The sequence below is a fragment of the Mucilaginibacter sp. SG538B genome, from assembly GCF_013376065.1.
Lineage (GTDB): Bacteria > Bacteroidota > Bacteroidia > Sphingobacteriales > Sphingobacteriaceae > Mucilaginibacter > Mucilaginibacter rubeus.
Map to the genome: position 1 here is coordinate 202,839 of NZ_JABMJI010000006.1, position 22,039 is coordinate 224,877.

A 22,039-nucleotide genomic window follows, 5' to 3' on the forward strand; every position below is an offset into this window, starting at 1 on the left:
CATCTTATACCGAATGACGGAACGGAGATGTCATTTCTCAATCAAAGCCCAACGAATTTCAAAACTCAGAAGCGATATGCCCGTCAAATTTAAATTCCAATCACATTACATTAAAGCGTTTTAAAACACTATTTTTAGCGCCTCAAATATTGGTGCTTGAATATCAGTAAAATGATGTTCAGGAACACCGATCATATACGGTTAACAGCAACATAAAAATGAAAGTTTTAAAATTTGGTGGGACATCAGTAGGTAGCCCCGCCCGGATGAAAGCGCTGCTTGATATCATTAACCCGGCCGAGCGCCAGGTAGTGGTGCTATCGGCAGTGTCAGGCACAACAAACAGCCTCGTAGAAATTGGACAAGCATATCTCGCCGGCGATAAGAAGAAGGCAGTGCAGCTTATTACTATCCTAAAGGATAAGTACGAAATTTTTATTAAGGAATTGTTTGCGAAACCCGAATTTTTAGCCCAGGGCAAAGAGGTTATCGACTACCATTTTTCGTTGCTCAGCAACCTGGCGAATGATCTTTTCACCCATATTGAAGATAAGATCATCGTTGCACAGGGCGAACTGCTTTCAACTACCCTCTATCATGTTTATTTAAAGGAGATAGGTATCCCATCGGTATTGCTGCCTGCCCTGGATTTTATGAAGATAGATGAGGATAATGAGCCCATTGTTGATCATATTACCGAAAACCTGCTCCCGCTGCTTGATAAGCACCCCGAAGTAAACTTGTTTATTACCCAGGGATATATTTGCCGCAATGCTTATGGCGAGATAGATAACCTGCGCCGCGGCGGCAGCGATTATACCGCTTCATTGATTGGTGCCGGCATCCGCAGCGAGGAAGTCCAGATCTGGACAGATATCGACGGCATGCACAATAACGACCCGCGGATTGTAAAAGGCACACAGCCTATTGCTCAGCTATCGTTTGATGAAGCTGCTGAGCTTGCCTATTTTGGTGCCAAAATTCTGCACCCGCAAAGCGTGTTCCCTGCTCAAAAATATAAGATTCCGGTTCGTTTATTAAACACAATGGATCCTAAAGCGCTGGGTACCCTAATCACCAATACCAGCGAAAAGGACAAGATCAAATCTATAGCTGCTAAGGATGCCATTACGGCTATCAAGATCCAATCGAGCAGGATGCTTTTGGCACATGGCTTTTTACGCAAGGTATTCGAGGTATTTGAACGTTATAAAACATCTATCGATATGATCACCACATCAGAAGTTGGTGTTTCTGTTACCATCGATGATACCACTTACCTGGGCGACATCACCAAAGAATTAAACGCTTACGGTTCGGTGGAAATTGATGTAAACCAAACCATTATTTGTGTGGTAGGTGATTTCGGGGCCGAAAAACATGGGTATGCCGCACGTGTGCTTGAAGCTGTTAAACATATCCCTTTAAGGATGATATCATACGGTGGCAGTGATCACAACCTGTCGTTACTGGTAAAAACAGAGGATAAGGTTGAGGCTTTAAGGAGTTTACATAACAGGTTGTTTTAATTCCGGATATCGGATTTTCGATTTCGGAATTGCCTTATTTGAAATTTTTAATTTAAAACGTCATCGCGAGGAACGAAGCAATCCCTGATATGCAATAGTTCAGCATGATTTGATGAAATATTACCCATGTTCACAAGTAAAACTATAGATAAATTCAACGGCTTAGAAACTCCGTTTTATTACTACGATCTCGAGGTGCTTAAAAACACCCTGAGTGCCTGCCGCGATGCTTCTGCAAAGCACGGCTTCCATGTGCATTACGCCATGAAGGCCAACTTTAACCCAAAAGTTATTGACACCATACAAACCTATGGCTTTGGCGCCGATTGTGTGAGCGGTAATGAAGTTCGGGCAGCTATTGATCATGGCTTTGATAAAAGCAAAGTTGTATTTGCAGGTGTAGGCAAATCAGACCGTGAAATGAACCTGGCCCTTGATGCGGATATCTTCTGCTTCAATGTCGAATCCATCCAGGAGCTTTTTATTATTGATGGCCTTGCTAAAGCAAAAAACAAAAAAGCCGGTGTGGCTATCCGCATTAACCCGAATGTTGATGCACATACTCACCATTTCATCACCACCGGACTTGATGAAAACAAGTTCGGCATCAATACCTGGCAATTACCTGATGTTGCCGCTGCTTTGCGCAAATGTGATAACCTGCAATTTTTAGGTATCCACTTCCATATTGGTTCACAAATTACCGACCTTGAAGTTTACAAAAACCTGTGTACCCGCATTAATGAAATGCAGGATTGGTTTGAAGATCGTGGCTTCCCGATAAAAGTGCTTAACACCGGCGGTGGCCTCGGGGTTGATTATTACAGCCCGGATAACAACATAGCCGATTTTGAAGCCTACTTCCAGGTGTTTAAAAACTTCCTGAACGTTAAGTCGGGGCAAGAAGTTCATTTTGAGCTTGGCCGTGCACTGGTAGCCCAAAGTGCGTCGCTTATATCGCGTGTATTGTATGTTAAAAACGGGCAGAAAAAGAACTTCCTGATCCTTGACGCCGGCATGACCGAGCTGATTCGTCCGATGCTTTATCAGGCTTATCACCAGATAGAGAATTTGAGCAGGAAAGGCCATGGATCATGGACCATAGACCATGGTCTGAAATATGACGTTGTTGGGCCGATATGTGAAAGCACGGATTGTTTTCAGAGGGATGTGAGCCTGCCCGAGTCATTCCGCGGCGACCTGATAGCTGTACGTACCGCTGGCGCTTATGGTGAGGTGATGGCATCAGGCTATAACCTGCGCGACAGGGTTGGCAGCGTTTATTCTGAATAAGCTATCTGAACCTGTAGCCAAGTCTTAGCTGTACATAGGTACCAGCTTCAACAACGGCCATATAATTTTAATCTGCATAAAATAACGGTTGGGTCGGCATTTTCATTAATGGTTAATGATGCCGAAGTATGCTGAATAAATACCTGGCAAATACCGGTTTTTAACTCTTGTATTTGAGGCAGTGTATTCATTACTTCGGCTGTCACAAGATGGGAGCCTCTTTTGCGCTCCCTAAGCTGAAGCATTTGCTGAAATATTTTCATAAACAGTTTGCTTCATAACAGTGTTGCAAACATATCTATAAAGATTGTTCCGTTTTGTCTTGAATGGTGCGCCAATTAAAAATTGTTTACAGGTTTACATTGCCTATGCAGCGATGGCGGGATTCAGATCATCGCTTTCAACTGCGAACAGGCGATTAATGAACGCCTTTATCTTTTCGATGAAACTTTTCCTGACCGGTTTTTCAACCATTTGAATTTGATCATCGTCCGGAGGATTTGGGGTATCGGCATCCTGCATTTCTTCCAAAACAATTTCACGGATCTCAGGGTCACGGTTTACGATCTCATCCAGTTCGGTGAGCTCGTTAAAGGTGGCTATACCGTTTTTTTGCCGTTTAATAAGTATTTCAAAACGGTCCTGGTTAAAAGTACGCCTTTCCAGTTGTTTGCCGTGTCTCATGATATATACAGTAATCTTTGTTATGAACTCAAATTAAGTGCCATGTATTTATGATATTGATATTCAATTAATTGCTATTATTTTTAATGCAATAATGTGCATCGTTATGATACATTTATTGTTCGTTTTCGTGCAGGGGTATCTATTATTTAAATAGGTTTTGATGAGAAGTATTGGTACTTTTAACGTAAATATCTGTTAGTTATGAATTGGTGGCCATATGAAAAATTTTCCATTATAAGTCCGCTCAACCCCGAAGAGGTAAGATTAAGATTGACAGAACAAGTAAGCCCTGCTTTCACAGGAAGTTTCTTTGAACAATTAACCAACAGGTATCCCACTCCTTTTAAAGGGTATGTAAATATTGGTGAGTTTAAAATTGAACCCGTAGTTGTTGGTAGGAATTCGTTTATACCTTTGATAAAGGGGCGCGTGGAGTTTGCGGAAACGGGAAGTTGTCTTTATATAACCATGGCTATGCACCAGGAAATAGAATATATTATCATTGGAATGGCTGCTTTTTTAATGGTCGCGGGTTTTGGCGGTTGGATACATTCTTCAATGTCTGATAGGTCTGATCCCTTATCAATAACTCCATTTGGTATGTTGGTATTCATTTATCTTATTATGATATATGGCTTCAACTCGGAAAGTAATAGCTGTAAATCTTTTTTATTAGAATTATTAGAAGGAGATTATGAGCGATAGCACTACCACAAAACAAATACAGGGCATAGCCCCCTTGCTTCAGGTTTTTGATATGCCCGTGGCCTTAGGATTTTACCGCGATGTGCTGGGTTTTGAAATAGTGCAGGCATCGGGCGAAGGAGATGATGTTGATTGGGTTTTATTGAAACTTAATGGTATAGAACTAATGCTCAACACCGTGTACGAAAAGCCAGGCCGCCCTTTCGAGCCCGATGAACAGCGTGTTTCTGCCCATGCCGATACTTCACTTTATTTCGGCCACCCCGACATTGATATGCTATATAGCTATTTATTAAGTAAGGGCATGCACCTTAAACAACCTCAAATTACAGGTTATGGCTGGAAAGCCATTTATCTGCTTGATCCGGATGGATATCAGCTGTGCTTCCACTGGCCTGTACCATAATATTATAACCGCTCATAGTGAGATTCGGAGCCATCTGCTGCAAGGGGAACTGTCCCGTAAAAAGTCAGTATTTTGCCTTCTACCCTAAAAAATGTGATACTGTTGCTCGTGGTATCATTGTCATACATGATTTGCTCATTTGCATTATCATATTTCCGGGTACGGTAAGTGCCACTGTTTATCAGGGTGTCTTTTTTAAATCGTTTGTACGTATTAGCGGTAAAAACAATAATGTTGCCGTTGCCCGGCCTTATCGAATTAAGATCTTTGGGAGGCTCGCAGTAACAACTGGTGCCGCGGTACTCCCACCTGCCAATCAACTGATCATTATTAGGGGTATTGTCTTTTTTACAGCCTGATAAAACGGCGAGCACGCCAAATAAAAACAGCTTTTTCATAGCATAAGGTTTATAATACTTTACGTTAATACCAGGCAAAACGCTACAAATTAACTTTGTTAGTAACACTTTCAATACACAATTTGCAGGCATCAATTAATTGATAACTTTGGTGTAAACCAATGTATTTCCTATAAAATTTATGAAGCAGCATAACTTATCAAGGCGCAGGTTTATTGGCAGCAGCGCACTTGCCGCAGCGGGGCTTTTAGCATTTTCAAAATCATCATTCGCCGGCGTGGTTTCAGGCAGGGTTGATAAACCCAACTCGCTTATCAATGGCGTACAAATAGGCGTGATCACCTACTCATTCAGGAGCATGCCGGGCACAATCGAAGATTTACTGAAGTACTGTATCGACTGTAATATTAACGCCATTGAACTTATGGGCGATGCCGCCGAAATATACGCCGGTGCCCCTAAACATGAAGCTGGCGAAGACTGGGCTGCATTTGGAAAAAAGATAGCCGAATGGCGTGTCTCGGCTCCAATGGATAAATTTAAGGAGATCAGGAAGATGTACCATGATGCCGGTGTCAATATTTATGCCTGGAAACCCAATGCCCTCGGTACTAAAAACAGCGATGCCGAAATTGATTATGCCTTTAATGCAGGGAAAGCTTTGGGTGTAAATCACGTAACTGTTGAGTTGTCTGATGAGGTTCAAACCAAACGCCTTGGTGATATAGCCGCCAAACATAAAATGATGGTTGGCTACCATGCCCACACCCAGGCCACGCCAACCCTTTGGGACGCGGCCCTGGCCCAGTCAAAGTATAACGGAATTAATTTGGATATCGGCCATTATGTAGCGGGTACCAGCAGCAGCCCGGTTCCCTTTATTGAAAAATATCATGACCGTATAATCAGCATGCACATCAAAGATCGTAAGTTTCATGACGGTCCCAACCAACCCTGGGGACAGGGCGATACTCCGATAAAAGAAGTACTGCAACTGCTTAAAAATAACCACTATAAATTCCCGGCCACCATTGAGCTGGAGTATAAAATCCCTGAAGGGTCAGACGCGGTAAAGGAGGTGAAAATTTGTCGCCAATTTGCTGCCGATGCGCTGGCATAAACTATTGTATGGTTTGTCCGTGATATGAATGCTTCTTGTTTTGTAAATTTATATTTATTTGAATATAGCTATGGATAACTCCTGTAAACTAAAGTTGGAATGGATTCCTGCCGCCTATAGCGGAATAGCAAAACATGGCTTTAACGATACATCGGCTGATAAGCTTAAACAAACACAACCTATAAACGGGATTTATCAAAGCGGCAAAGGCTTTACAAAGCACAAGATTTACCGGCGAAAATCATAGGAGATTGCTTTGCTGATGTTCGGCATAAGCCTATCTTTATCAAATGGAATCTAAAATATTTTCATACAAGGCAGATGGCATTATACTTACCCCGGTTGACGATCAATTAAGTATCAGCCCAGTGTTTGATCGCAAAGAATTGCTGAGCAAACTGAAGGACCTTTTTCACGATGATGACTATAAAGTTGATGACCGTACCCTTGATTATAAAATTAAGGATGGTCAGCTTTACATTGAGGGCGTAGTAACGAAACAGGTTCCGGCAAAATCGATAGGATTTATGGGCGGAAAGTAATTAACTGCAATACCCCGACCTGATTTTTATGCTTGTCTTTTTTGGGATCAATTAATGGCGTTTCTTTCCTAAACCCGTTTAATCAAGCCTGTTTACTCTGTAATTTAATGCTGCAGTTGTACCTCCGGTTACATCAATGGTAACGCCTGTAATCTGGCCAGCCAGATCCGATGCCAGAAAAACCGCGGTATTAGCAATATCGGCCATTAATGGTAGTTTTTTGAGCATGGTATCAGCTTCCATTTTTTTGAGGATAGGGTCCATAACATCGGGCATGGCGTCAATTGCGTTTTTGAACACGCGCGAATCGGGCGAGCCTCCCGATCGGATATTAACCACGCGGATGCCGTAAGCACCCAATTCGGATGCCAGTGTGCGCGAAAAACTTTCAACACTGCTGCAAGCGGGGCCAAAGCCACCTGTGTGAGGATAGCCTATACCTCCCGGCGTAGCTGTAAGCGATAAAATTACTCCTGATTTTTGTTTCATCATTACTTTGCCTGCTGCAATAGCGGTCATGAAACGGGTTTGCATAGTAAGGGTAATGGGCTTTACAAAGTCTTCGGCTGATATTTCGGTAAGCGGTACATTCTGCACAACGTCAACTCCAACGGCGTTAAACGAGATATCAATCGTCCCTGCGCTGCTTACCACTTGCTGTAAATGCCGATCAATTGCTTTTTCGTCAAATGCATCTACAATTGCTATTTCAGCCAATCCCCCTGCAGCAATAATTTCATCGAATATCTTTCTAATTGACCCGGGGTTAGGTCCGGTTAGAAATACGCGCGCGCCGGCGCCGGCCAGTGCCTTTGCAACAGCACCGCCTAATGAACCGCCAGCACCGTAAATTACCGCGTTTTTATTTTGGAGCATCATGATTGTAGTTTTATTTAAAGATAGTTTTAAAAACACCGGCTACATAACAAAACTAATTGTAAATGATGTTTGAGGGAAGGGGAAAGATGACAATTACGGGGGTGGGACAAGAAAAGGAATATGCCAAATTAAACATAGATGAACTTACCAGGTAAATTTAAGACCCAATAGAGACTATTGAGTTATATCCTTTGATTAGGTTAGATTGTGTTTGATTGCTTGCCATATTAACGTTTGCTAAAAGGGAATCTGATGGCAATCAGCAAACAAACGTAAACGGCTTATTTATAAGCTTCAGGCCATTTTGATAATATACAGTTGCTTAATGTTAAGCTCCCGTCTTTTTCCTGATCCTTAACAAACCATTAGCAGTGGTGGCATAAATAATACCTTTTGAATCTTGTACAATCTGGTAAATAGTAAAACCAGGGAGCGGCGAATTGTTGTTGTGGTAATTTTCCCAACCACTATTCAAGTCAAACCTGGCAATGCCCGATTCGTCTGTACCCAGCCACAAAACATGCTCAAACTTATCATACAACATGGTATTAACATGGTTAGCAGGCATGCCCGAGTTTTTATCATTATAATGCAGCCAGTTGCCATTAAACTTTAGTACGGCTATACCTTCTTTGTCACTATCATTTTCACCTGTTTGTTTATTACAATCAACCAGTGAGAAGTAAACATTTCCTTTTTCATCCTCCACCGCGCCCGAAATACTGGCATTTTTCAGCGGAGTGTTGTTAAGGCTGTTAAATGAGGTGATAACGCTTTTATCAATCATGATGGTGCCTTTTGACGTACCTATCCAAAGCCGTTTTTGACTATCTACATAAGCAAAAAGCACATTGCTGGAGGGCATTTCAGGCATCGATTTTTTGTTTATTACTACTACTTTATCTTTCCTTTTTACAACAAGACCGTTTTGGGTGGCGAAAAGTAATTCGCCATTGCGGCTGTTCAGCACCTGGTTAACCCCACCTGCCAAAAATTGCTTAAAATCAAACAGCTGCCAGCCGCCACTGCCGTACATAAATATTTTATTATCGTAATAAACCCATTTATTATTATCCCTGTCGATGGTGACTTCCTTTATGTTTGCATCTGACGGGAATGGCGAATTATATTCATTAACCGGGATAAACGTTGTTCCCTCAAAGCGGGTCATTCCTTTTTCGGTAGCATACCATAACAGATCCGATTGATCCATAGCAGCTGATTTGGCGATGTTATCAACCAGGGGCGAGTTATATTTTGTCCATACCGTAAAGTCGTAGTTTTTTAATGATGGATTGGTGTAGGTGAAAGTTTTATTGTAAATGGTTGGGTCGCCGGGTGGTTTCATTTCGGCAAGATCCAACCTCTGTACCTGGCCATAAACGCCGCCGCTTATAAAGCGAAAGATCACATTTACAGATGAGGCCACCGGCTTGCCATCTACCTTGGCCGGCTTCCAGATACAACCGTTCAGGTAGGTGATCAACTCGTTGGTGAGGGCGCTTTTGCTCGCATCATTATGGCTAAGCACGCAGCTAAAACCCCGCTCATCCACCAAAACCTGGAACGTTATGGAACCCGTAGCTTCTTTTAGCAGATAACGGTTATTGATCCTCGCAGAAACAAAATCAATGGCAAGCTGGTCGCAACTGGCCTTGGGATCGCCGCAGTCCATGCAATAATTGGTGATATTGCACATCTCAACCTTTTGCAAAAAAAGATTTTGTGCAAACAGGGCCGATGGTAAAATAAAGATAAACAGGCAGATAAATAAAACTCTGCGGATTTTAGTTGGGGATAACAATGCCAGCATTACGCTTATAAATAAAAGAAAGCAAACCCGAAACTCCAAGCGAATGATAGTTAAATAATGTTAAACAAAGATACAAATCCTAAATGAGGATAATATGAAGCAGTTTGCATTTGACTTGCCTGCTATAAAACATTTAAAATATGATAAATGTTATTTTAAAACTAATTATCCTGGAGCACGGATTTATTACATTTTAGGTCCTTTAATATTTAATTAATATGAAAGTTGAAAAATCAAAGAGCGCCGAAGCGCAAATGCTGATTCGCAAGCCTGTTGCTGAAGTGTTTAACGCTTTTATTGATCCGTATGTTACCACGCAATTTTGGTTTACCCAATCAACAGGTAAACTGGAAACCGGAAAACAAGTTATCTGGTCATGGGAAATGTATGGTGTATCATCGGTAGTGGTTCCGATAGTTATTAAAGAAAACGAATTGATCACCGTTGAATGGGGATCGCCTGCTACAACTGTTGATTTTAATTTTAAACCTATGGGCGGGGATGCTACCTATGTAGAGATTCAGAATTATGGGTTCAATCAAACGGGAGATGAATTAATTGCTGCTATCAAAGATTCTACAGGAGGTTTCACAACGGTATTAGATGGATTGAAAGCCTGGCTGGAGTACGGGATCCATTTAAATTTGATGGAAGATAAATTCCCGCAAGGAAAGTAACAGCAGGAGTTTTTAGCACAGATACACTAAAATCTTTTACTTTTGCACTATGAGCTACGAAGAATTGAGTGAATACTTTACTAATGTTACATTACCCCAGGAATTAAGGTTAGATCGCGCTACAACTCAGCTCCATGTTGCCGATTTTGTTAAGCAATTATTGAAGAACATGAAAAACTATCCTGATAATTGGCGTCACCAATACCAGTTAATGAGGATCAAAAATGCCCTCGAAAATCCATATAACGGCCCGGAAATTCCGAGGTTTTAGATGTTCTGTTTAGGAAAATAAGTCGTTTTCGCCTAAATAACTCCTGATCATTTTTAGAATGGGTTCGCCCAGGTCTGTTGCTTTTGCATCACCAAAACTTTTTAATTGCGAAAGCTGGTTTAATGACCGTGGTAGCTTAGCAGTGATATCGCGCAGCATGTTTTCAGACACCAGCGTATGTTCGGGGATTTTACGTTCGAGACTGGTTTCTTTACGCCAATTGAGTAATTGTTTGTATAATTCGGGATTAACAATTTCCTTCTCTTTTGGCAGTGCTTTAGGGTTCCAATTTTTATATACGGGCTTGTAACTTATCCCTGCTTCCTGTACCGACGATAAAACATCCCTGCCCGATGTAGCAATGGGCAGACGTACAAATGCTGCCGTTTTTGCTTTCAGTTTAACCAATAAGTGATTTAAGCTGTCGTAAAACTCGGCAGGAGGGTTGGTGTTATTTATGACAGTATAAAAACTGTTAATAGCCTCCGAAAAAGTATTTAATTTAGGCAGAAAATAGTTAGCAGCATTTTTTAGCCTGCTTATAAACGGGGCATTGGTCCAGATAAGCTGATCATCGGGTAAAGCGCCCAGTTCCTTCCTGATAAAACGGTCGCCAATAGTTTTAATTTCAGTTTCCCAGCTGTGATCGGTTTTGTTGATGTTTTCGGATAAGGGGCTATTTTTAATCGCGCTGTTTAGCATGATGGTTTTAATCTGCCTCCATGCACCCGTGAGCATCGAAAAATCGAAGATGTCCTTCATTTCTTCCAGGGCTATTTGCCGGATAGTACTTTCCAGCAGATTTTCATCGGGTATGGAGATAGCTGCATTTTGCATAAAGCTGATGATCTCTCGATCGGTGCGGATATTTTCGGGGCGTACCGGCGATTTCAGGATCATGCCCTCAAGCGAACGGCAACGGCTTAGCGCAACATAAGCTTGCCCGAAAGCAAAGGCGGCGTCGACATCAATAACCGCTTTTTCAAATGTAAGTCCCTGGCTTTTGTGTATGGTGATGGCCCAGGCCAGCCTAAGCGGATATTGGCTAAACGAACCGTTATTTTGTTCATTTACTTTCTGCTCATTTTCGGCCAATGCATATTTTACGTTTTGCCAGGTTTCTGGGATCACTTCAAACTCGGTACCGTCGTCAAGGAAACTAAGGCGAATATTACCCGGTCCCATTGCAACGATGCGCCCCGTGCGGCCGTTATAATATTGCTTTTTACCAGAGCTGTCATTTTTAATGAACATTACTTGTGCCCCAACTTTCAAAACAAGCTCATCTTCGGCGGGGTAGGCATCTTTGGGGAAATCGCCGGTTACGGTGGCTTTAAAAGTGTGGGCTTCACCATCAAGCTCCATTAAACGCTGCTGGTTAATTTCGTTAACAAGTTGGTTATGGGTAGATAGGGTTACATAATCTTTAAGCCAGTTGGCATTCAGCTTAGGGTTATAATGTGCGTTAAGCTTGTCCAGCATTTCGTTGTTGGCGTAGCCATTGCGAATACTGTTCAGGATCTCCACAAATACCGGATCTTTTTGGCGGTAAACCTGTGTAAGTTCAAATGTTAACACCGGAAATTTTTGGAATGCAAGGCTATCAAAAAAATAAGGCCCTTTGTAAAAGTTTCTGAGTACAGGCCAGTCTTTTTCATAAACAGGGGGGAGCTGAAACAAGTCGCCGATCATCAATAACTGTACACCGCCGAAAGGCCTCGCCGATCCTTTAACCTGGCGCAATACAGTGTCAATATAATCAAGCGTATCGGCCCGCACCATACTGATCTCATCAATAATAAGCAGGTCGAGGCATTTTAATATGTTTGATTTTTCGAGGCTTACCTGCCTGAGCAGGGTGCTGTGATTGTTATAATCCGTTACAGGCACCTGCGGCCCGAAAGGCACCTGGAAAAAAGAATGAATGGTTACGCCGCCGGCGTTAATAGCCGCTACTGCGGTAGGGGCTACAACCGCCAGATTTTTGGTAACGTTTGCCCTGATCCAGCGGAGAAAAGTGGTTTTACCGGTGCCTGCCTTACCTGTTAAAAATATCGGCCGGTTAGTATTTTCAATAAATTTAAGGACGAGTTCATGAAAAGACTCCAACACCATACACTTGTTATATTATCGCTCCCCGGATCAGGAAATTATCTTCAAATTTAATAATTAGGTGCGATAGTGCTGGAAACTGTTTGTCAACATATCAGAAAACGACTTTAAATAAAACACACCCAAAAGGATAAATTAATTACCTTCTTTGCCTTTTTTTAAGTGCCTGTTTCTTACACGGACATTAATTACAAACTATAATAGGTCTGGCGACGGGTGTAAGTATTTGATTAAAAGTGTGTTAAATTTAATTTGCAAAATTTTTAAAAATATTTTGCCAGCACCTGGTGGAAGTTATATATTTGCGGCCACCAATGCGAAAGTAGCTCAGTTGGTAGAGCACGACCTTGCCAAGGTCGGGGTCGCGAGTTCGAATCTCGTCTTTCGCTCTTACGCCTTTCCCTATCCAGGGAGAGGCTTTTTTATACCTCTAATCATCTATTCAACTACCCGATGAAGGAATAATTTTAGTAAAAGCCTATCTGTAACAATATCAATACAATGAAGATAGATAGTGAGGGTTGGCCGAGGCAGCGTCATGGCAGGGTTAATTCTTCCCCGGTTCGGGAAAGTTTATATACGCTAATTGAGCTTATGGGCGGGCGTAAAAGCTGTTTGCTTATAAAAATTGCCTCAATATTTCAGGAAAAAGTTTTGCGGTAACTGTACCAGCGGATAACTTTTAATAGCTCATCTTCTGAAATAATATTATTGCCTGTGGGCTGGAAAACCAGTTCTTTATCCAGTATTGTGGCCCGCAATAGTTGGGACGAACCCGCACTGGTTTGCGTTTCCGGTTCGAAAACGCAGACGCTACTGCCTGAACCGGGAATTAAGATAACGTCGACCCCATCTACGGAGTTCAGTAAATAATTTTGATCCATGCTATACCTTTTGCAAAAAGTATACCTGTTTAGTAACTATCTCTATCAACCGGGATGGCCGAAAAATAAAATATAACCATCAGCGTCTGCCAATTCAAAGCCGCGCAAGCCATCAGGAGTATTTTGTAGCGGTACAGTGAAGCTAACACCGCGCGATATAAACTCTGCGGCCAGCGTATCCGGGTCAGGTACACTAACATACGCGTCCCACCGGGCATCCGGGGCTTGCTTGTAGTTCGGAAGCGGATCCCCGCTTACAGATTTCAGGAAGATCATTGCCCCATCCCGCTGTACAATAGCAAAAAACGGATCGTGATCCGGCTCCTGGAAAACGGTATCAAAACCGAGTTTCTCCAGATAAAAGGATATTGCTGTTGTGACATTGCTTACAATGAAGAATGGAGCAATGCCGGCTATATGTGGCTGATTCATAAGTTGATTTTACAAGATTGCAGATATAAATATATGAAGCAGATACTGGGTTGGCAATATGTGAAATATGTTTCTCTTTCCAGAATAATATGAACATATATGTAAGTCTGTCGGATATAAGTTTTACCCGACAGATTTTGCAGTATAATGTCCTTTATGGCCCCATTATAAATAATTGTCCAAGACTACAATTGTATGGTGCTAATGATATTAATTTTTGACTATAGTAGATAGTCTTGCTAATGAGAAGGCTCCGATGGCCATTACAATATCACGCACAGCCACATCTAAGTAGTTGCCGCTTGCCAATAAACTAAGTGCAATTAATACTAACCAGGCACTAACAAGATAAGCTCCTTTTTGCGGATTAAAAAGCACTAATATTCCGGCCACAATTTCAATTATGCCAACAATCATCATAAATACATGTTCGCCAAAAGGAAGCATGGCTTTAATTGTTGGATTGAGATAATGTGACCAATCGGTCAATAGGTTGGTGAATTTGTCGGCTCCCGCCACAACAGGCACTAAACCATAAGTAAACTTTAATAGAGTTTGAGTGTTTTTAGTTTGATTTTCCATGATTATTTTGAATTAATATCCATTAGAGATTGCCTTTGAACAAAGGGTTACAAAGTTTAATTAGAGGTAATCTGTAACCCTTTAGCTTTACAGTGCTCTATTATATAAATCAGATTTTATGAACCCACCTGCCGATCATATGACCGATACTTTCAGTGACGAGGAGATTGTAAAACGAGTAGTTAATGGCGAAAAGCATTTGTACGAAAAACTAATGCGCAAATTCAACGAAAGATTGTATAGGATCAGCATGTCCATCATTAACGACGATAAGGAGGCTGAAGACATTATGCAAACGGCCTACCTAAACGCCTATCGCCAGTTGTCTAATTTCAAATATCAATCGAGTTTTAGCACCTGGCTAATCCGGATCCTGATTAACGAGAGCCTGTTGCACAAAAAGAGGAAAGCTCAATTAGAAAAAACACTTACGGAACATATTCGTATTGATCACCAACCTGAAACACCTTTAGATAATCTTATGAACAAAGAATTAAAAGCTATTTTAGAAAAGGCGGTATTAACGCTCCCCGAAAAATACAGGTTGGTATTTGTAATGAGGGAGATACAGGGAATGACCACTAATGAAACAATGGAAGCGCTGGAAATAGGGGAGTCTAATGTTAAAATAAGATTGAACCGGGCCAAAGAAATGTTACGCACCGAGTTAAATAGTTATTGGCAGCCCGGAGAACTTCTGGAATTTAACCTTACTCGTTGTGATGTGATCGTTAATTATGTGATGCATAAAATCAATGCAGGTTGATAATAATGTTATCAGAAATTTGGGTTTTACTATAGTTAATCTATTAAAAACAAACCGCGATGGGTAACAATCTGGTCTTCGTCGATTTGTTTGCCACTGGCAGAGATAGCAAAGCCGGGATCAGTATATTTGTTTTAAGGAGAGATCACTCTTAATGATCGGCTTCGTTACTTTTAAACGACTTATAAACCGCCCTTCAATTAGTAAACCGCATGAATAAAACAGCATTCGCCCCTAATTTTAAAGCGATGAGATTTGACATGGTCAAATTACTCGTCGTAAGCATATTATGGATTCCGATGGTTTTTATTTCAAACAAATGTTCAGCGCAGGCCACACCCTCACGGGTTTTACTTGCACTTTCAAAAAGCGATCATAATTTGGCGATCATCAACCCGCTGACTTTAAAGGTTATTACACGCGTGCCCGTGGGTTCCGATCCTCATGAAGTTATTGCCTCAGCCGATGGAAAGACGGCTTATGTTTCCATCTACGGTGGAGGAAGCCTGCACGAGCTGAGCGTAATTGATCTTGTGGCGCAAAAAGCGCTGCCCGCCATTGATACCAAACCATTGATGGGGCCACATGGGTTAACATTTGCAGGAGGAAAAGTTTGGTTCTCGGCCGAAGGCGCTAAAGCTGTTGGCCGCTATGATCCTGCAACCGGCAAATTTGACTGGGCCATGGGAACAGGCCAGGATAGAACGCACATGATCTATGTAACCGATGATGGGAAAAAGGTGTTCACCACAAATGTATCTTCAGCAACGGTAAGCATTTTGGAGGATAGTTTGCTGAAGCCAATGGGGCCTCCGGGCGGTTTTGCACCTCCGGCACGTCATGACTGGGTACAGACCGTTATCCCGGTAGCTCAAGGTTCTGAGGGTTTTGATGTATCACCCAAAGGGCGCGAATTATGGACTGCAGGTGCTGAGGATGGCAATATTTCGATCATCGATATCACGGCCAAAAAGGTAACTGCCACAATTGATGCAAAGGTAACGGGTGCCAACCGGCTTAAATTTACGCCTGATGGCAAACGTGTATTGGTTACCAGTCTTCGTACCGGCGACTTGTTCGTTTTTGATGCTACTTCGCATCAGGAAATAAAACGTATAAATGCAGGCCATGGGGCGGCAGGGATTCTGGTAGACGACGACGGATCACGTGCATTTATCGGCTGCACTGGTGATAATTATGTGGCAGTGATCGACCTTAATAAATTAGAAGTGACCGGGCATATTGATATTCGCGGGGCTGATGGTTTGGCCTGGGCGTTGATGCCGTGATAATTTATTAGCTTTAGGCTTCGTATTCTGCTTTTAGTCCTATAAAAAAGTATTTGCAATCAAAGGGGTAAGTAAGGGACAGTTAAGTATCATTTTATTAGCATATTGCTTTACCAATTATTTTTACTGTAAACCCAATTATGACAAAAAATCCTGCCCCGATAACTAAACCGGCTGCCCTGATTTTATTACTGTTATTTTCATTTATACAAATTAACCTTTACGGTGCTGTAAAAGGGACCCGGATAGTTAACCTACAGGTGGAATATACTGAGCATCCTATTGGGATTGATGTTAAACTGCCCCGGTTTAGCTGGCAAATGCTGGCCCCTGAAGGATCGAGAGGCTATAACCAGGTTGCTTATCAGATCATCGTAAAAGATGCACAGGGAAAAGTGGTATGGAATAGCACCAGAATAAAAAGCGGAACAGCCTTAGCTGTGGTTTACGCAGGCTCGCCGCTTAAAGCCGCAACCCGCTATAGCTGGACGGTAACTGTTTGGGATCAGGCAGGCGGTGTTTCTTCCTCGGGCTCCTGGTTTGAAATGGGGCTCATGGACACGGGAATGTCGGCATGGGATGGCGCGCAATGGATAGGGGGAGGAGATAATGACCTGGTGCTTTATGCACATTACCTGCCGCTGTATAACCTGAAATATAAAGTGGCTATCGCTCCGGGCAGCTCCAGGGCAAGCATGATTTTTGCCGCTAATGACCCACGGCTGATGGATAGTAACAGGAACATTTTTCAGCTTGCCAATAAAAAGAACCAATCTTATTTTAAAGTGGAGGTGGATATTTCAGGTCTGGATCGGGGAAGCAATGCACGGATCAACGTATACAGAGCAGGGTATTCGGAAAAAGATACATTGGGTAAAGTATTTAAAAGCTTTCCAATAAAAACCGACCTGATTGGCAACGGTAATAAGAACAAACAGCACTCCATATTGATCAATAATGAGCTTGGTACACTTACATTCACTGTTGATGATAATAAAATATTTTTAGCCGATGAGAAAGATGCAACTGCTATAGCCCAGCCTGTGCCTGCAAACCGCGACGCCGTGATAACACTTAATCCGCTTGGCCGCCATGATGTAATCTCTTTTGGAATGCTTGGCGAGATAGGTTTTTCTGTAGATAAAGGTCAGAAAGCCGAATTTTCTGAGCTGACGGTTTCCAATTTCAGGTCGCCGCGCAACAATTTATTCAGCGAAAAGCCCGAAGAACATAATTACAAAGGGATTTTTAAAGAAGCAGTTATTACTCCTTCATCCGGTTTAGTTATAAAAGATGGGAAATATGAGGTAGATGGCGGAAGTGCGGGCGCATTTATCCTTGCCGATCCCAGTCATAACGCTATGCCTATGCTACGCTCGGTTTTTAATGCCGATAAAAGTATTTCGCAGGCAAGGCTTTATGTAACGGCAAGGGGGATTTATGAAATCTATCTTAACGGTAAACGGGTAGGTAACGATTATTACAACCCCGGCCTTACACAATATAACAAAACTCATCTTTATCAAACCTACGATGTAACCGGTATGGTAAGTAAAGGGAAAAACGCTATTGGTGCTATGCTCGGCGAAGGCTGGTGGAGTGGCTTGTTGAGCTACGGCTCGGTCTGGAACCATTTTGGCGACAGGCAATCCTTATTAGCCAAGCTGGTTATTACTTATACTGATGGTTCGCAGGAGGTGATCAAAACCAATAACAAAAACTGGAAATATTTTAACGATGGCCCTGTTGTTTACAGCAGCCTGGATATGGGCGAGGTTGATGATGCCACAAAGGAAGTTGCAGTTAAAGACTGGAACACGGTAGCTTATGATGATCATAACTGGCAAAAGGCGCAGGAAGTATCTCTAAAAGGAACAACATATACGGGGGATGACGTTGACTATTTCGGGAAAAAGATCCCGCTGGATTTTGATCATATTTCGATGATCGGGCAGATCGGAACATCGGCAGGAATTTATAAAACCCTTACTGCAAAAGGAGTGAGGGAAGTTAGAAAAGGTGTTTATGTATATGACATGGGACAGAATTTTGTAGGTGTGCCCAAGATCAGCATCAAAAATGGTATCGCCGGAAAAAAACTAACCTTACGTTATGCCGAAATCCTGTATCCCAACCTGAAGGAGTCTGGTAGAAATGTAGGTATGATCATGACCGAAAATTACCGCGCAGCACTGAGTCAGGATCTTTATATCATGAAGGATGGCGATCAGGTGATCCAACCGCATTTTACATCGCATGGTTATCAATATATCGAAATTACCGGCATTGATAGGCCGCTGCCGTTAGAGGATGTACAAGGCCTGGTTATAAGTTCTGTAAAAAAACTCACTGCCAATTATACTACCTCCAATCCAAGGGTAAACAAACTATGGTCCAACCTAACGTGGTCAAACATCGATAACTTCCTCACAATACCAACCGATTGCCCGCAAAGGAATGAGCGGATGGGCTGGTCGGGCGATATCAGTATTTTTTCGCGTACTGCAACCTATGTATCCAATGCCGATCAGTTTCTGCGCAGGCACATGCTGGCTATGCGCGATTTGCAAACCGAGCAAGGGCGATTTACCGATATTGCGCCTGTTGGCGGCGGATTTGGCGGCGTGATTTGGGGAAGCGCTGGCATTACTGTAGCCTGGGAAACTTACCAGCAATATAATGATGTATCATTACTTGCCGAACATTATGATGCCATGTGCAGGTATATGGATTACATCGACTCAACTATTGATCCTAAAACCGGCTTCAGTACGGATGGTGTGCTGGGCGACTGGCTTGGGCCACAGTATATGCAGCTTGGCACTGCTTTCCCGGTTACGGCTTATCATGTTTATGATTTGGGCATTATGGCAAAGGTGGCTGGCATTTTAGGAAAGAAAGATGATGCTGAGAAATTCAGGAAAAAATATGAAGAGCGAAAAGCTTTCTTCAACAAAACATTTGTTAACGCTGATAAAAAAGCCGTAGGTCTTATTGGGGGTGGGATGTTCGGCGAGCCGGGCAAGAAAGAGTTTAAAGTTTCGGATACACAAACCGCCTATGCAACAGGTTTGGCCCTTGGTGTATTCAGCGACGAAAATGTCAGTTATATGGCAAAGAACCTTGAGGCTGCGGTTGAACGTGAGAATAAAGATGATCAGGGGATCGTCCGTCCGTCTTATTCCCTCATGACCGGATTTGTAGGTACGGGCGCGATCAGTAAAGCCCTTTCAGATAACGGGCACTCGGGCCTTGCTTATAAAATGTTGCAGAACGAGCATTATCCATCGTGGCTGTATGCTATTAATCAGGGCGCTACAACTATCTGGGAAAGGCTGAACGGGTATACTGTAGAAAACGGCTTTGGCGGTAATAACAGCATGAACTCTTTTAACCACTATTCATTTGGCGCTGTTGGTCAATGGATGATTGCTTATTCTATCGGGATTCAGCGTGATGAACCTGGTTTTAAGAAATTTATTTTGCAGCCTGAGCCCGACCCTACCGGGGAGATGACCTGGGCTAAAGGATCTTATGATTCACCTTATGGACGGATAAACAGTAGCTGGTCCGTAAGCGGTAAAACATTGGCCTATGATGCAACTGTTCCGGCGAATACCACAGCTACATTGTTTCTTCCGGCAGTTACTGTTAAAGGCATAACTGAAGGTGGTAAGCCTGTGGCAGGGGCAAAGGGTATCAGCTTTATCAGGTTTGAAGGAAACAAAGCAATTTATCGCTTGATGCCGGGAGCTTACCGGTTTACATCAAGCTTATAAAGCTATGCCCGAAGCAATTTTGGAAGTATTGATCGCAACGATTATTGATGAGGTTGGGGATCGATACTTCCAAAATCTATAATGAACCTTACTTGATCAATGTAACAAGTGGTTTATCTTTTTCAACAATATAGGTGGCAAGCTCACTCGCCTTAGTAGTACCCACATTTTTTACCGAATGCACGGTTCCGTAAGGAATGAACAAAACATCGCCTGCTTTAAGTGTTACCGGTTGTTGGCCTGCTACCTGGTATTCCAGTAACCCTTCAAGTACATAAATAATTTCTTCGCCGGGGTGTTTATGCTCAGGATAAGCCTTCCCTTTTTCAATATCTACACGGATCTGCACCATTTCGCGGCCAGGAACACTAAGGTCATGTCGCTGTAACTCCGTGCGGCCAGTTACCGTTTGCTGAGCCAGGACAGATGATGGAAGTGTAAGTACTGCAAGAGCTGTGATAATAATGGCAGTAGCCAATTTGTTTTTATTAGTTTTCATGTTTTTTTTGATTTTAGTTGTTTGTAATTTATTTAAAAGCAGGCAATGTGATTACTCCATTACCCTAAAGTAAATTAACGCAGTTGTTTGAATGCTGCACGCAACTCTTCAGTAAATAATTGTGGTTGTTCCCACGCTGCGAAGTGACCACCCTTGTCAACCTCATGAAAATAAGTAAGGTTAGGGTATGCACGCCGGGCCCAGGTTTCGGGAGCGCGATAAACATCTTCCGGAAACACGGTAATAGCTACCGGCAATTTGATCTCGGTGGTTTTTTGCGCAGTGGCGCTTATGGGTCCGCGTCCGGCATTTTCCCAATAAAGGCGCGCTGCAGAAGTACTGCTGTTTGTAAGCCAGTACAAAGTAAAGTCGTCGAGTACTTCATCTTTTGTTGGGTATTTGTCTGGGTCATCATCATAAGTCCATTGTGAAAAACCGGGATGAATTAGTAACCAGGCTGCAAGGCCGGCAGGTGAATCTGTTAAGCCATAGCCAATGGCCTGTGGCCTGGCAGTCATTATTACGTTGTATGCAGCGGCGCCTGTTTTTCTGTATTTGCTTAAGGCATTAAATACATCAAGTTCTTTACCTGAAAGTCCGGCAGGAGCGGGGCTGCCGGTGGTAAGCGCCGCATCTACTTCAACAGGTATTGTGGCCGGTAAATTGAGGTGAATGCCTGCCAAACCTGCCGGCGCCTGCCTGCCCATTGCTTCGGTGATAACTGCGCCCCAATCGCCGCCTTGTGCCGCGTAATGGGTGTATCCAAGTCGTTTCATAAGCACATCCCATGCGCGGGCAATGCGCTCTGGGCCCCAGCCAGCTTCGGTTGGTTTGCCAGAGAAGCCATAACCCGGTAGGGATGGAATCACTACATCAAAAGCATCTTCTGCCCGGCCCCCAAATGCGGTCGGATTAGTAAGCGGGCCAATGATCTTAAGTAATTCAAACACAGAACCAGGCCAGCCATGTGAAATAATGAGCGGCAATGCATTTTTGTATGGTGAGCGTACATGAATAAAGTGGATGTTAACGCCATCAATTGTAGTTGTAAATTGTGGCAAAGCATTTAGTTTTTCTTCAGCTTTGCGCCAATCGTAGCCCTTGCCCCAATAATTAACAAGTTCCTGTAGCTGTTCAAGCTGAGCACCTTGTGAACGGTCGGCAACGGTTTCATGATCTGGCCAGCGCGTTGCTGCTATGCGGCGTTTAAGATCAGTGAGTTCTTTTTGAGGAATATAAACCTTGAAAGGGCGAATGACTTCATTGGATTGTACTTCGGCAGGAGTTCCCGTTTGCGCATAGCCGGTTGTGCCCTGCACCAGAAAGGTTCCTGCAATAATGGTACTTACAAGAAGGTTTTTTACAGTTTTCATTGTTTGAGTATCTAATTTTTGGTAAAACTACAGCAGTAGCTA

Annotated in this window: 23 protein-coding genes and 1 tRNA gene; 13 read left to right on the forward strand and 11 right to left on the reverse strand. The window is 42.7% G+C overall.

What is annotated here, in order from left to right; all coding sequences use genetic code 11:
• The first annotated feature begins 218 nt into the window (after window positions 1-218).
• On the forward strand, window positions 219-1,529 hold the full coding sequence (locus FHW88_RS26555; protein ID WP_091170343.1) for an aspartate kinase: 1,311 nt from the start codon (window positions 219-221) through the stop codon (window positions 1,527-1,529).
• 126 nt (window positions 1,530-1,655) lie between these two features.
• Window positions 1,656-2,822 (forward strand): diaminopimelate decarboxylase, encoded by a 1,167-nt coding sequence (lysA, locus tag FHW88_RS26560; protein ID WP_176628616.1) that lies wholly within the window; start codon window positions 1,656-1,658, stop codon window positions 2,820-2,822.
• Window positions 2,823-2,869: 47 nt separating this feature from the next.
• Here the strand turns inward: lysA and FHW88_RS26565 are convergent, their stop codons facing one another.
• Window positions 2,870-3,085 (reverse strand): YjbQ family protein, encoded by a 216-nt coding sequence (locus FHW88_RS26565; RefSeq protein ID WP_176628617.1) that lies wholly within the window; start codon window positions 3,083-3,085, stop codon window positions 2,870-2,872.
• A 103-nt stretch (window positions 3,086-3,188) separates the two neighbouring features.
• Window positions 3,189-3,506, reverse strand: coding sequence for a hypothetical protein (locus tag FHW88_RS26570; RefSeq protein ID WP_090533293.1), 318 nt, complete (start codon window positions 3,504-3,506; stop codon window positions 3,189-3,191).
• Window positions 3,507-3,710: 204 nt separating this feature from the next.
• On the opposite strand from FHW88_RS26570, the gene FHW88_RS26575 reads away from it, so the two are divergent.
• Window positions 3,711-4,214, forward strand: a complete 504-nt coding sequence (locus FHW88_RS26575; RefSeq protein ID WP_090533292.1) for a hypothetical protein — start codon at window positions 3,711-3,713, stop codon at window positions 4,212-4,214.
• Window positions 4,204-4,620, forward strand: coding sequence for a VOC family protein (locus FHW88_RS26580; protein WP_090533290.1), 417 nt, complete (start codon window positions 4,204-4,206; stop codon window positions 4,618-4,620). The genes FHW88_RS26575 and FHW88_RS26580 overlap by 11 nt, the downstream gene beginning before the upstream one ends.
• Before the next feature lie 2 nt (window positions 4,621-4,622).
• On the opposite strand, the gene FHW88_RS26585 is transcribed toward FHW88_RS26580, so the two are convergent.
• Window positions 4,623-5,018 (reverse strand): hypothetical protein, encoded by a 396-nt coding sequence (locus tag FHW88_RS26585; protein ID WP_176628618.1) that lies wholly within the window; start codon window positions 5,016-5,018, stop codon window positions 4,623-4,625.
• 142 nt (window positions 5,019-5,160) lie between these two features.
• Here FHW88_RS26585 and FHW88_RS26590 point away from each other — a divergent pair, with 142 nt between their 5' ends.
• The 3 genes from FHW88_RS26590 (at window position 5,161) to FHW88_RS26600 (ending at window position 6,641) form a co-directional block, all read left to right on the forward strand.
• The gene (locus FHW88_RS26590) at window positions 5,161-6,099 is read left to right on the forward strand and encodes a sugar phosphate isomerase/epimerase family protein (RefSeq protein WP_176628619.1); all 939 of its coding nucleotides are present in this window, start codon (window positions 5,161-5,163) and stop codon (window positions 6,097-6,099) included.
• A 70-nt stretch (window positions 6,100-6,169) separates the two neighbouring features.
• Complete coding sequence (locus FHW88_RS26595) at window positions 6,170-6,346, forward strand: hypothetical protein (RefSeq protein ID WP_175490088.1); 177 nt, start codon at window positions 6,170-6,172, stop codon at window positions 6,344-6,346.
• Between the two features lie 43 nt (window positions 6,347-6,389).
• On the forward strand, window positions 6,390-6,641 hold the full coding sequence (locus tag FHW88_RS26600; RefSeq protein WP_091170165.1) for a hypothetical protein: 252 nt from the start codon (window positions 6,390-6,392) through the stop codon (window positions 6,639-6,641).
• A gap of 78 nt (window positions 6,642-6,719) precedes the next feature.
• Here FHW88_RS26600 and FHW88_RS26605 read toward each other — a convergent pair whose 3' ends face one another.
• On the reverse strand, window positions 6,720-7,520 hold the full coding sequence (locus FHW88_RS26605) for an SDR family NAD(P)-dependent oxidoreductase (RefSeq protein WP_176628620.1): 801 nt from the start codon (window positions 7,518-7,520) through the stop codon (window positions 6,720-6,722).
• Window positions 7,521-7,848: 328 nt separating this feature from the next.
• Window positions 7,849-9,195 (reverse strand): two-component regulator propeller domain-containing protein, encoded by a 1,347-nt coding sequence (locus FHW88_RS26610; protein WP_176628621.1) that lies wholly within the window; start codon window positions 9,193-9,195, stop codon window positions 7,849-7,851.
• A gap of 356 nt (window positions 9,196-9,551) precedes the next feature.
• On the opposite strand from FHW88_RS26610, the gene FHW88_RS26615 reads away from it, so the two are divergent.
• Window positions 9,552-10,010: an SRPBCC family protein gene (locus FHW88_RS26615; protein WP_218117307.1), complete on the forward strand. Its 459-nt coding sequence runs from the start codon at window positions 9,552-9,554 to the stop codon at window positions 10,008-10,010.
• Window positions 10,011-10,059: 49 nt separating this feature from the next.
• Window positions 10,060-10,281: a DUF6965 family protein gene (locus tag FHW88_RS26620; protein ID WP_129570495.1), complete on the forward strand. Its 222-nt coding sequence runs from the start codon at window positions 10,060-10,062 to the stop codon at window positions 10,279-10,281.
• 9 nt (window positions 10,282-10,290) lie between these two features.
• On the opposite strand, the gene FHW88_RS26625 is transcribed toward FHW88_RS26620, so the two are convergent.
• Window positions 10,291-12,396, reverse strand: a complete 2,106-nt coding sequence (locus FHW88_RS26625; protein WP_176628622.1) for an AAA family ATPase — start codon at window positions 12,394-12,396, stop codon at window positions 10,291-10,293.
• A gap of 313 nt (window positions 12,397-12,709) precedes the next feature.
• On the opposite strand from FHW88_RS26625, the gene FHW88_RS26630 reads away from it, so the two are divergent.
• Window positions 12,710-12,782, forward strand: a tRNA-Gly gene (locus tag FHW88_RS26630).
• Window positions 12,783-13,034: 252 nt separating this feature from the next.
• Here the strand turns inward: FHW88_RS26630 and FHW88_RS26635 are convergent.
• The 3 genes from FHW88_RS26635 to FHW88_RS26645 all read right to left on the reverse strand — a co-directional run bounded on the left by FHW88_RS26635 (window position 13,035) and on the right by FHW88_RS26645 (window position 14,291).
• Window positions 13,035-13,277, reverse strand: coding sequence for a hypothetical protein (locus FHW88_RS26635; protein ID WP_090533271.1), 243 nt, complete (start codon window positions 13,275-13,277; stop codon window positions 13,035-13,037).
• Window positions 13,278-13,322: 45 nt separating this feature from the next.
• A complete protein-coding gene (locus FHW88_RS26640; RefSeq protein WP_176628623.1) occupies window positions 13,323-13,709 on the reverse strand; it encodes a VOC family protein in 387 nt (128 codons plus the stop codon).
• Window positions 13,710-13,919: 210 nt separating this feature from the next.
• The gene (locus tag FHW88_RS26645; protein ID WP_176628624.1) at window positions 13,920-14,291 is read right to left on the reverse strand and encodes a hypothetical protein; all 372 of its coding nucleotides are present in this window, start codon (window positions 14,289-14,291) and stop codon (window positions 13,920-13,922) included.
• 118 nt (window positions 14,292-14,409) lie between these two features.
• Here FHW88_RS26645 and FHW88_RS26650 point away from each other — a divergent pair, with 118 nt between their 5' ends.
• The 3 genes from FHW88_RS26650 to FHW88_RS26660 all read left to right on the forward strand — a co-directional run bounded on the left by FHW88_RS26650 (window position 14,410) and on the right by FHW88_RS26660 (window position 20,125).
• Complete coding sequence (locus FHW88_RS26650; RefSeq protein WP_176628625.1) at window positions 14,410-15,057, forward strand: RNA polymerase sigma factor; 648 nt, start codon at window positions 14,410-14,412, stop codon at window positions 15,055-15,057.
• 212 nt (window positions 15,058-15,269) lie between these two features.
• Window positions 15,270-16,346: a YncE family protein gene (locus FHW88_RS26655; protein ID WP_217633211.1), complete on the forward strand. Its 1,077-nt coding sequence runs from the start codon at window positions 15,270-15,272 to the stop codon at window positions 16,344-16,346.
• Window positions 16,347-16,486: 140 nt separating this feature from the next.
• Window positions 16,487-20,125, forward strand: coding sequence for a family 78 glycoside hydrolase catalytic domain (locus FHW88_RS26660; RefSeq protein ID WP_176628626.1), 3,639 nt, complete (start codon window positions 16,487-16,489; stop codon window positions 20,123-20,125).
• An 88-nt stretch (window positions 20,126-20,213) separates the two neighbouring features.
• Here the strand turns inward: FHW88_RS26660 and FHW88_RS26665 are convergent, their stop codons facing one another.
• Both FHW88_RS26665 and FHW88_RS26670 read right to left on the reverse strand, forming a co-directional pair.
• Entirely contained in the window at window positions 20,214-20,624 is a 411-nt protein-coding gene (locus FHW88_RS26665) for a cupin domain-containing protein (protein ID WP_176628627.1), read from the reverse strand.
• Window positions 20,625-20,698: 74 nt separating this feature from the next.
• Window positions 20,699-21,997, reverse strand: coding sequence for an epoxide hydrolase family protein (locus FHW88_RS26670; RefSeq protein ID WP_176628628.1), 1,299 nt, complete (start codon window positions 21,995-21,997; stop codon window positions 20,699-20,701).
• Window positions 21,998-22,039: the final 42 nt, after the last annotated feature.

What these genes read in the sequence shown, in the direction of transcription:
- FHW88_RS26610 (WP_176628621.1), bottom strand. Translation starts at nt 9,195, where the DNA reads ATGGACTGCGGCGATCCCAAGGCCAGTTGCGACCAGCTTGCCATTGAT.
- FHW88_RS26590 (WP_176628619.1), top strand. Translation starts at nt 5,161, where the DNA reads ATGAAGCAGCATAACTTATCAAGGCGCAGGTTTATTGGCAGCAGCGCA.
- FHW88_RS26585 (WP_176628618.1), bottom strand. Translation starts at nt 5,018, where the DNA reads ATGAAAAAGCTGTTTTTATTTGGCGTGCTCGCCGTTTTATCAGGCTGT.
- FHW88_RS26620 (WP_129570495.1), top strand. Translation starts at nt 10,060, where the DNA reads ATGAGCTACGAAGAATTGAGTGAATACTTTACTAATGTTACATTACCC.
- FHW88_RS26670 (WP_176628628.1), bottom strand. Translation starts at nt 21,997, where the DNA reads ATGAAAACTGTAAAAAACCTTCTTGTAAGTACCATTATTGCAGGAACC.
- FHW88_RS26575 (WP_090533292.1), top strand. Translation starts at nt 3,711, where the DNA reads ATGAATTGGTGGCCATATGAAAAATTTTCCATTATAAGTCCGCTCAAC.
- FHW88_RS26660 (WP_176628626.1), top strand. Translation starts at nt 16,487, where the DNA reads ATGACAAAAAATCCTGCCCCGATAACTAAACCGGCTGCCCTGATTTTA.
- FHW88_RS26640 (WP_176628623.1), bottom strand. Translation starts at nt 13,709, where the DNA reads ATGAATCAGCCACATATAGCCGGCATTGCTCCATTCTTCATTGTAAGC.
- FHW88_RS26625 (WP_176628622.1), bottom strand. Translation starts at nt 12,396, where the DNA reads ATGGTGTTGGAGTCTTTTCATGAACTCGTCCTTAAATTTATTGAAAAT.
- FHW88_RS26615 (WP_218117307.1), top strand. Translation starts at nt 9,552, where the DNA reads ATGAAAGTTGAAAAATCAAAGAGCGCCGAAGCGCAAATGCTGATTCGC.
- FHW88_RS26650 (WP_176628625.1), top strand. Translation starts at nt 14,410, where the DNA reads ATGAACCCACCTGCCGATCATATGACCGATACTTTCAGTGACGAGGAG.
- FHW88_RS26665 (WP_176628627.1), bottom strand. Translation starts at nt 20,624, where the DNA reads ATGAAAACTAATAAAAACAAATTGGCTACTGCCATTATTATCACAGCT.
- lysA (WP_176628616.1), top strand. Translation starts at nt 1,656, where the DNA reads ATGTTCACAAGTAAAACTATAGATAAATTCAACGGCTTAGAAACTCCG.
- FHW88_RS26580 (WP_090533290.1), top strand. Translation starts at nt 4,204, where the DNA reads ATGAGCGATAGCACTACCACAAAACAAATACAGGGCATAGCCCCCTTG.
- FHW88_RS26635 (WP_090533271.1), bottom strand. Translation starts at nt 13,277, where the DNA reads ATGGATCAAAATTATTTACTGAACTCCGTAGATGGGGTCGACGTTATC.
- FHW88_RS26595 (WP_175490088.1), top strand. Translation starts at nt 6,170, where the DNA reads ATGGATAACTCCTGTAAACTAAAGTTGGAATGGATTCCTGCCGCCTAT.
- FHW88_RS26555 (WP_091170343.1), top strand. Translation starts at nt 219, where the DNA reads ATGAAAGTTTTAAAATTTGGTGGGACATCAGTAGGTAGCCCCGCCCGG.
- FHW88_RS26655 (WP_217633211.1), top strand. Translation starts at nt 15,270, where the DNA reads ATGAATAAAACAGCATTCGCCCCTAATTTTAAAGCGATGAGATTTGAC.
- FHW88_RS26570 (WP_090533293.1), bottom strand. Translation starts at nt 3,506, where the DNA reads ATGAGACACGGCAAACAACTGGAAAGGCGTACTTTTAACCAGGACCGT.
- FHW88_RS26645 (WP_176628624.1), bottom strand. Translation starts at nt 14,291, where the DNA reads ATGGAAAATCAAACTAAAAACACTCAAACTCTATTAAAGTTTACTTAT.
- FHW88_RS26565 (WP_176628617.1), bottom strand. Translation starts at nt 3,085, where the DNA reads ATGAAAATATTTCAGCAAATGCTTCAGCTTAGGGAGCGCAAAAGAGGC.
- FHW88_RS26600 (WP_091170165.1), top strand. Translation starts at nt 6,390, where the DNA reads ATGGAATCTAAAATATTTTCATACAAGGCAGATGGCATTATACTTACC.
- FHW88_RS26605 (WP_176628620.1), bottom strand. Translation starts at nt 7,520, where the DNA reads ATGATGCTCCAAAATAAAAACGCGGTAATTTACGGTGCTGGCGGTTCA.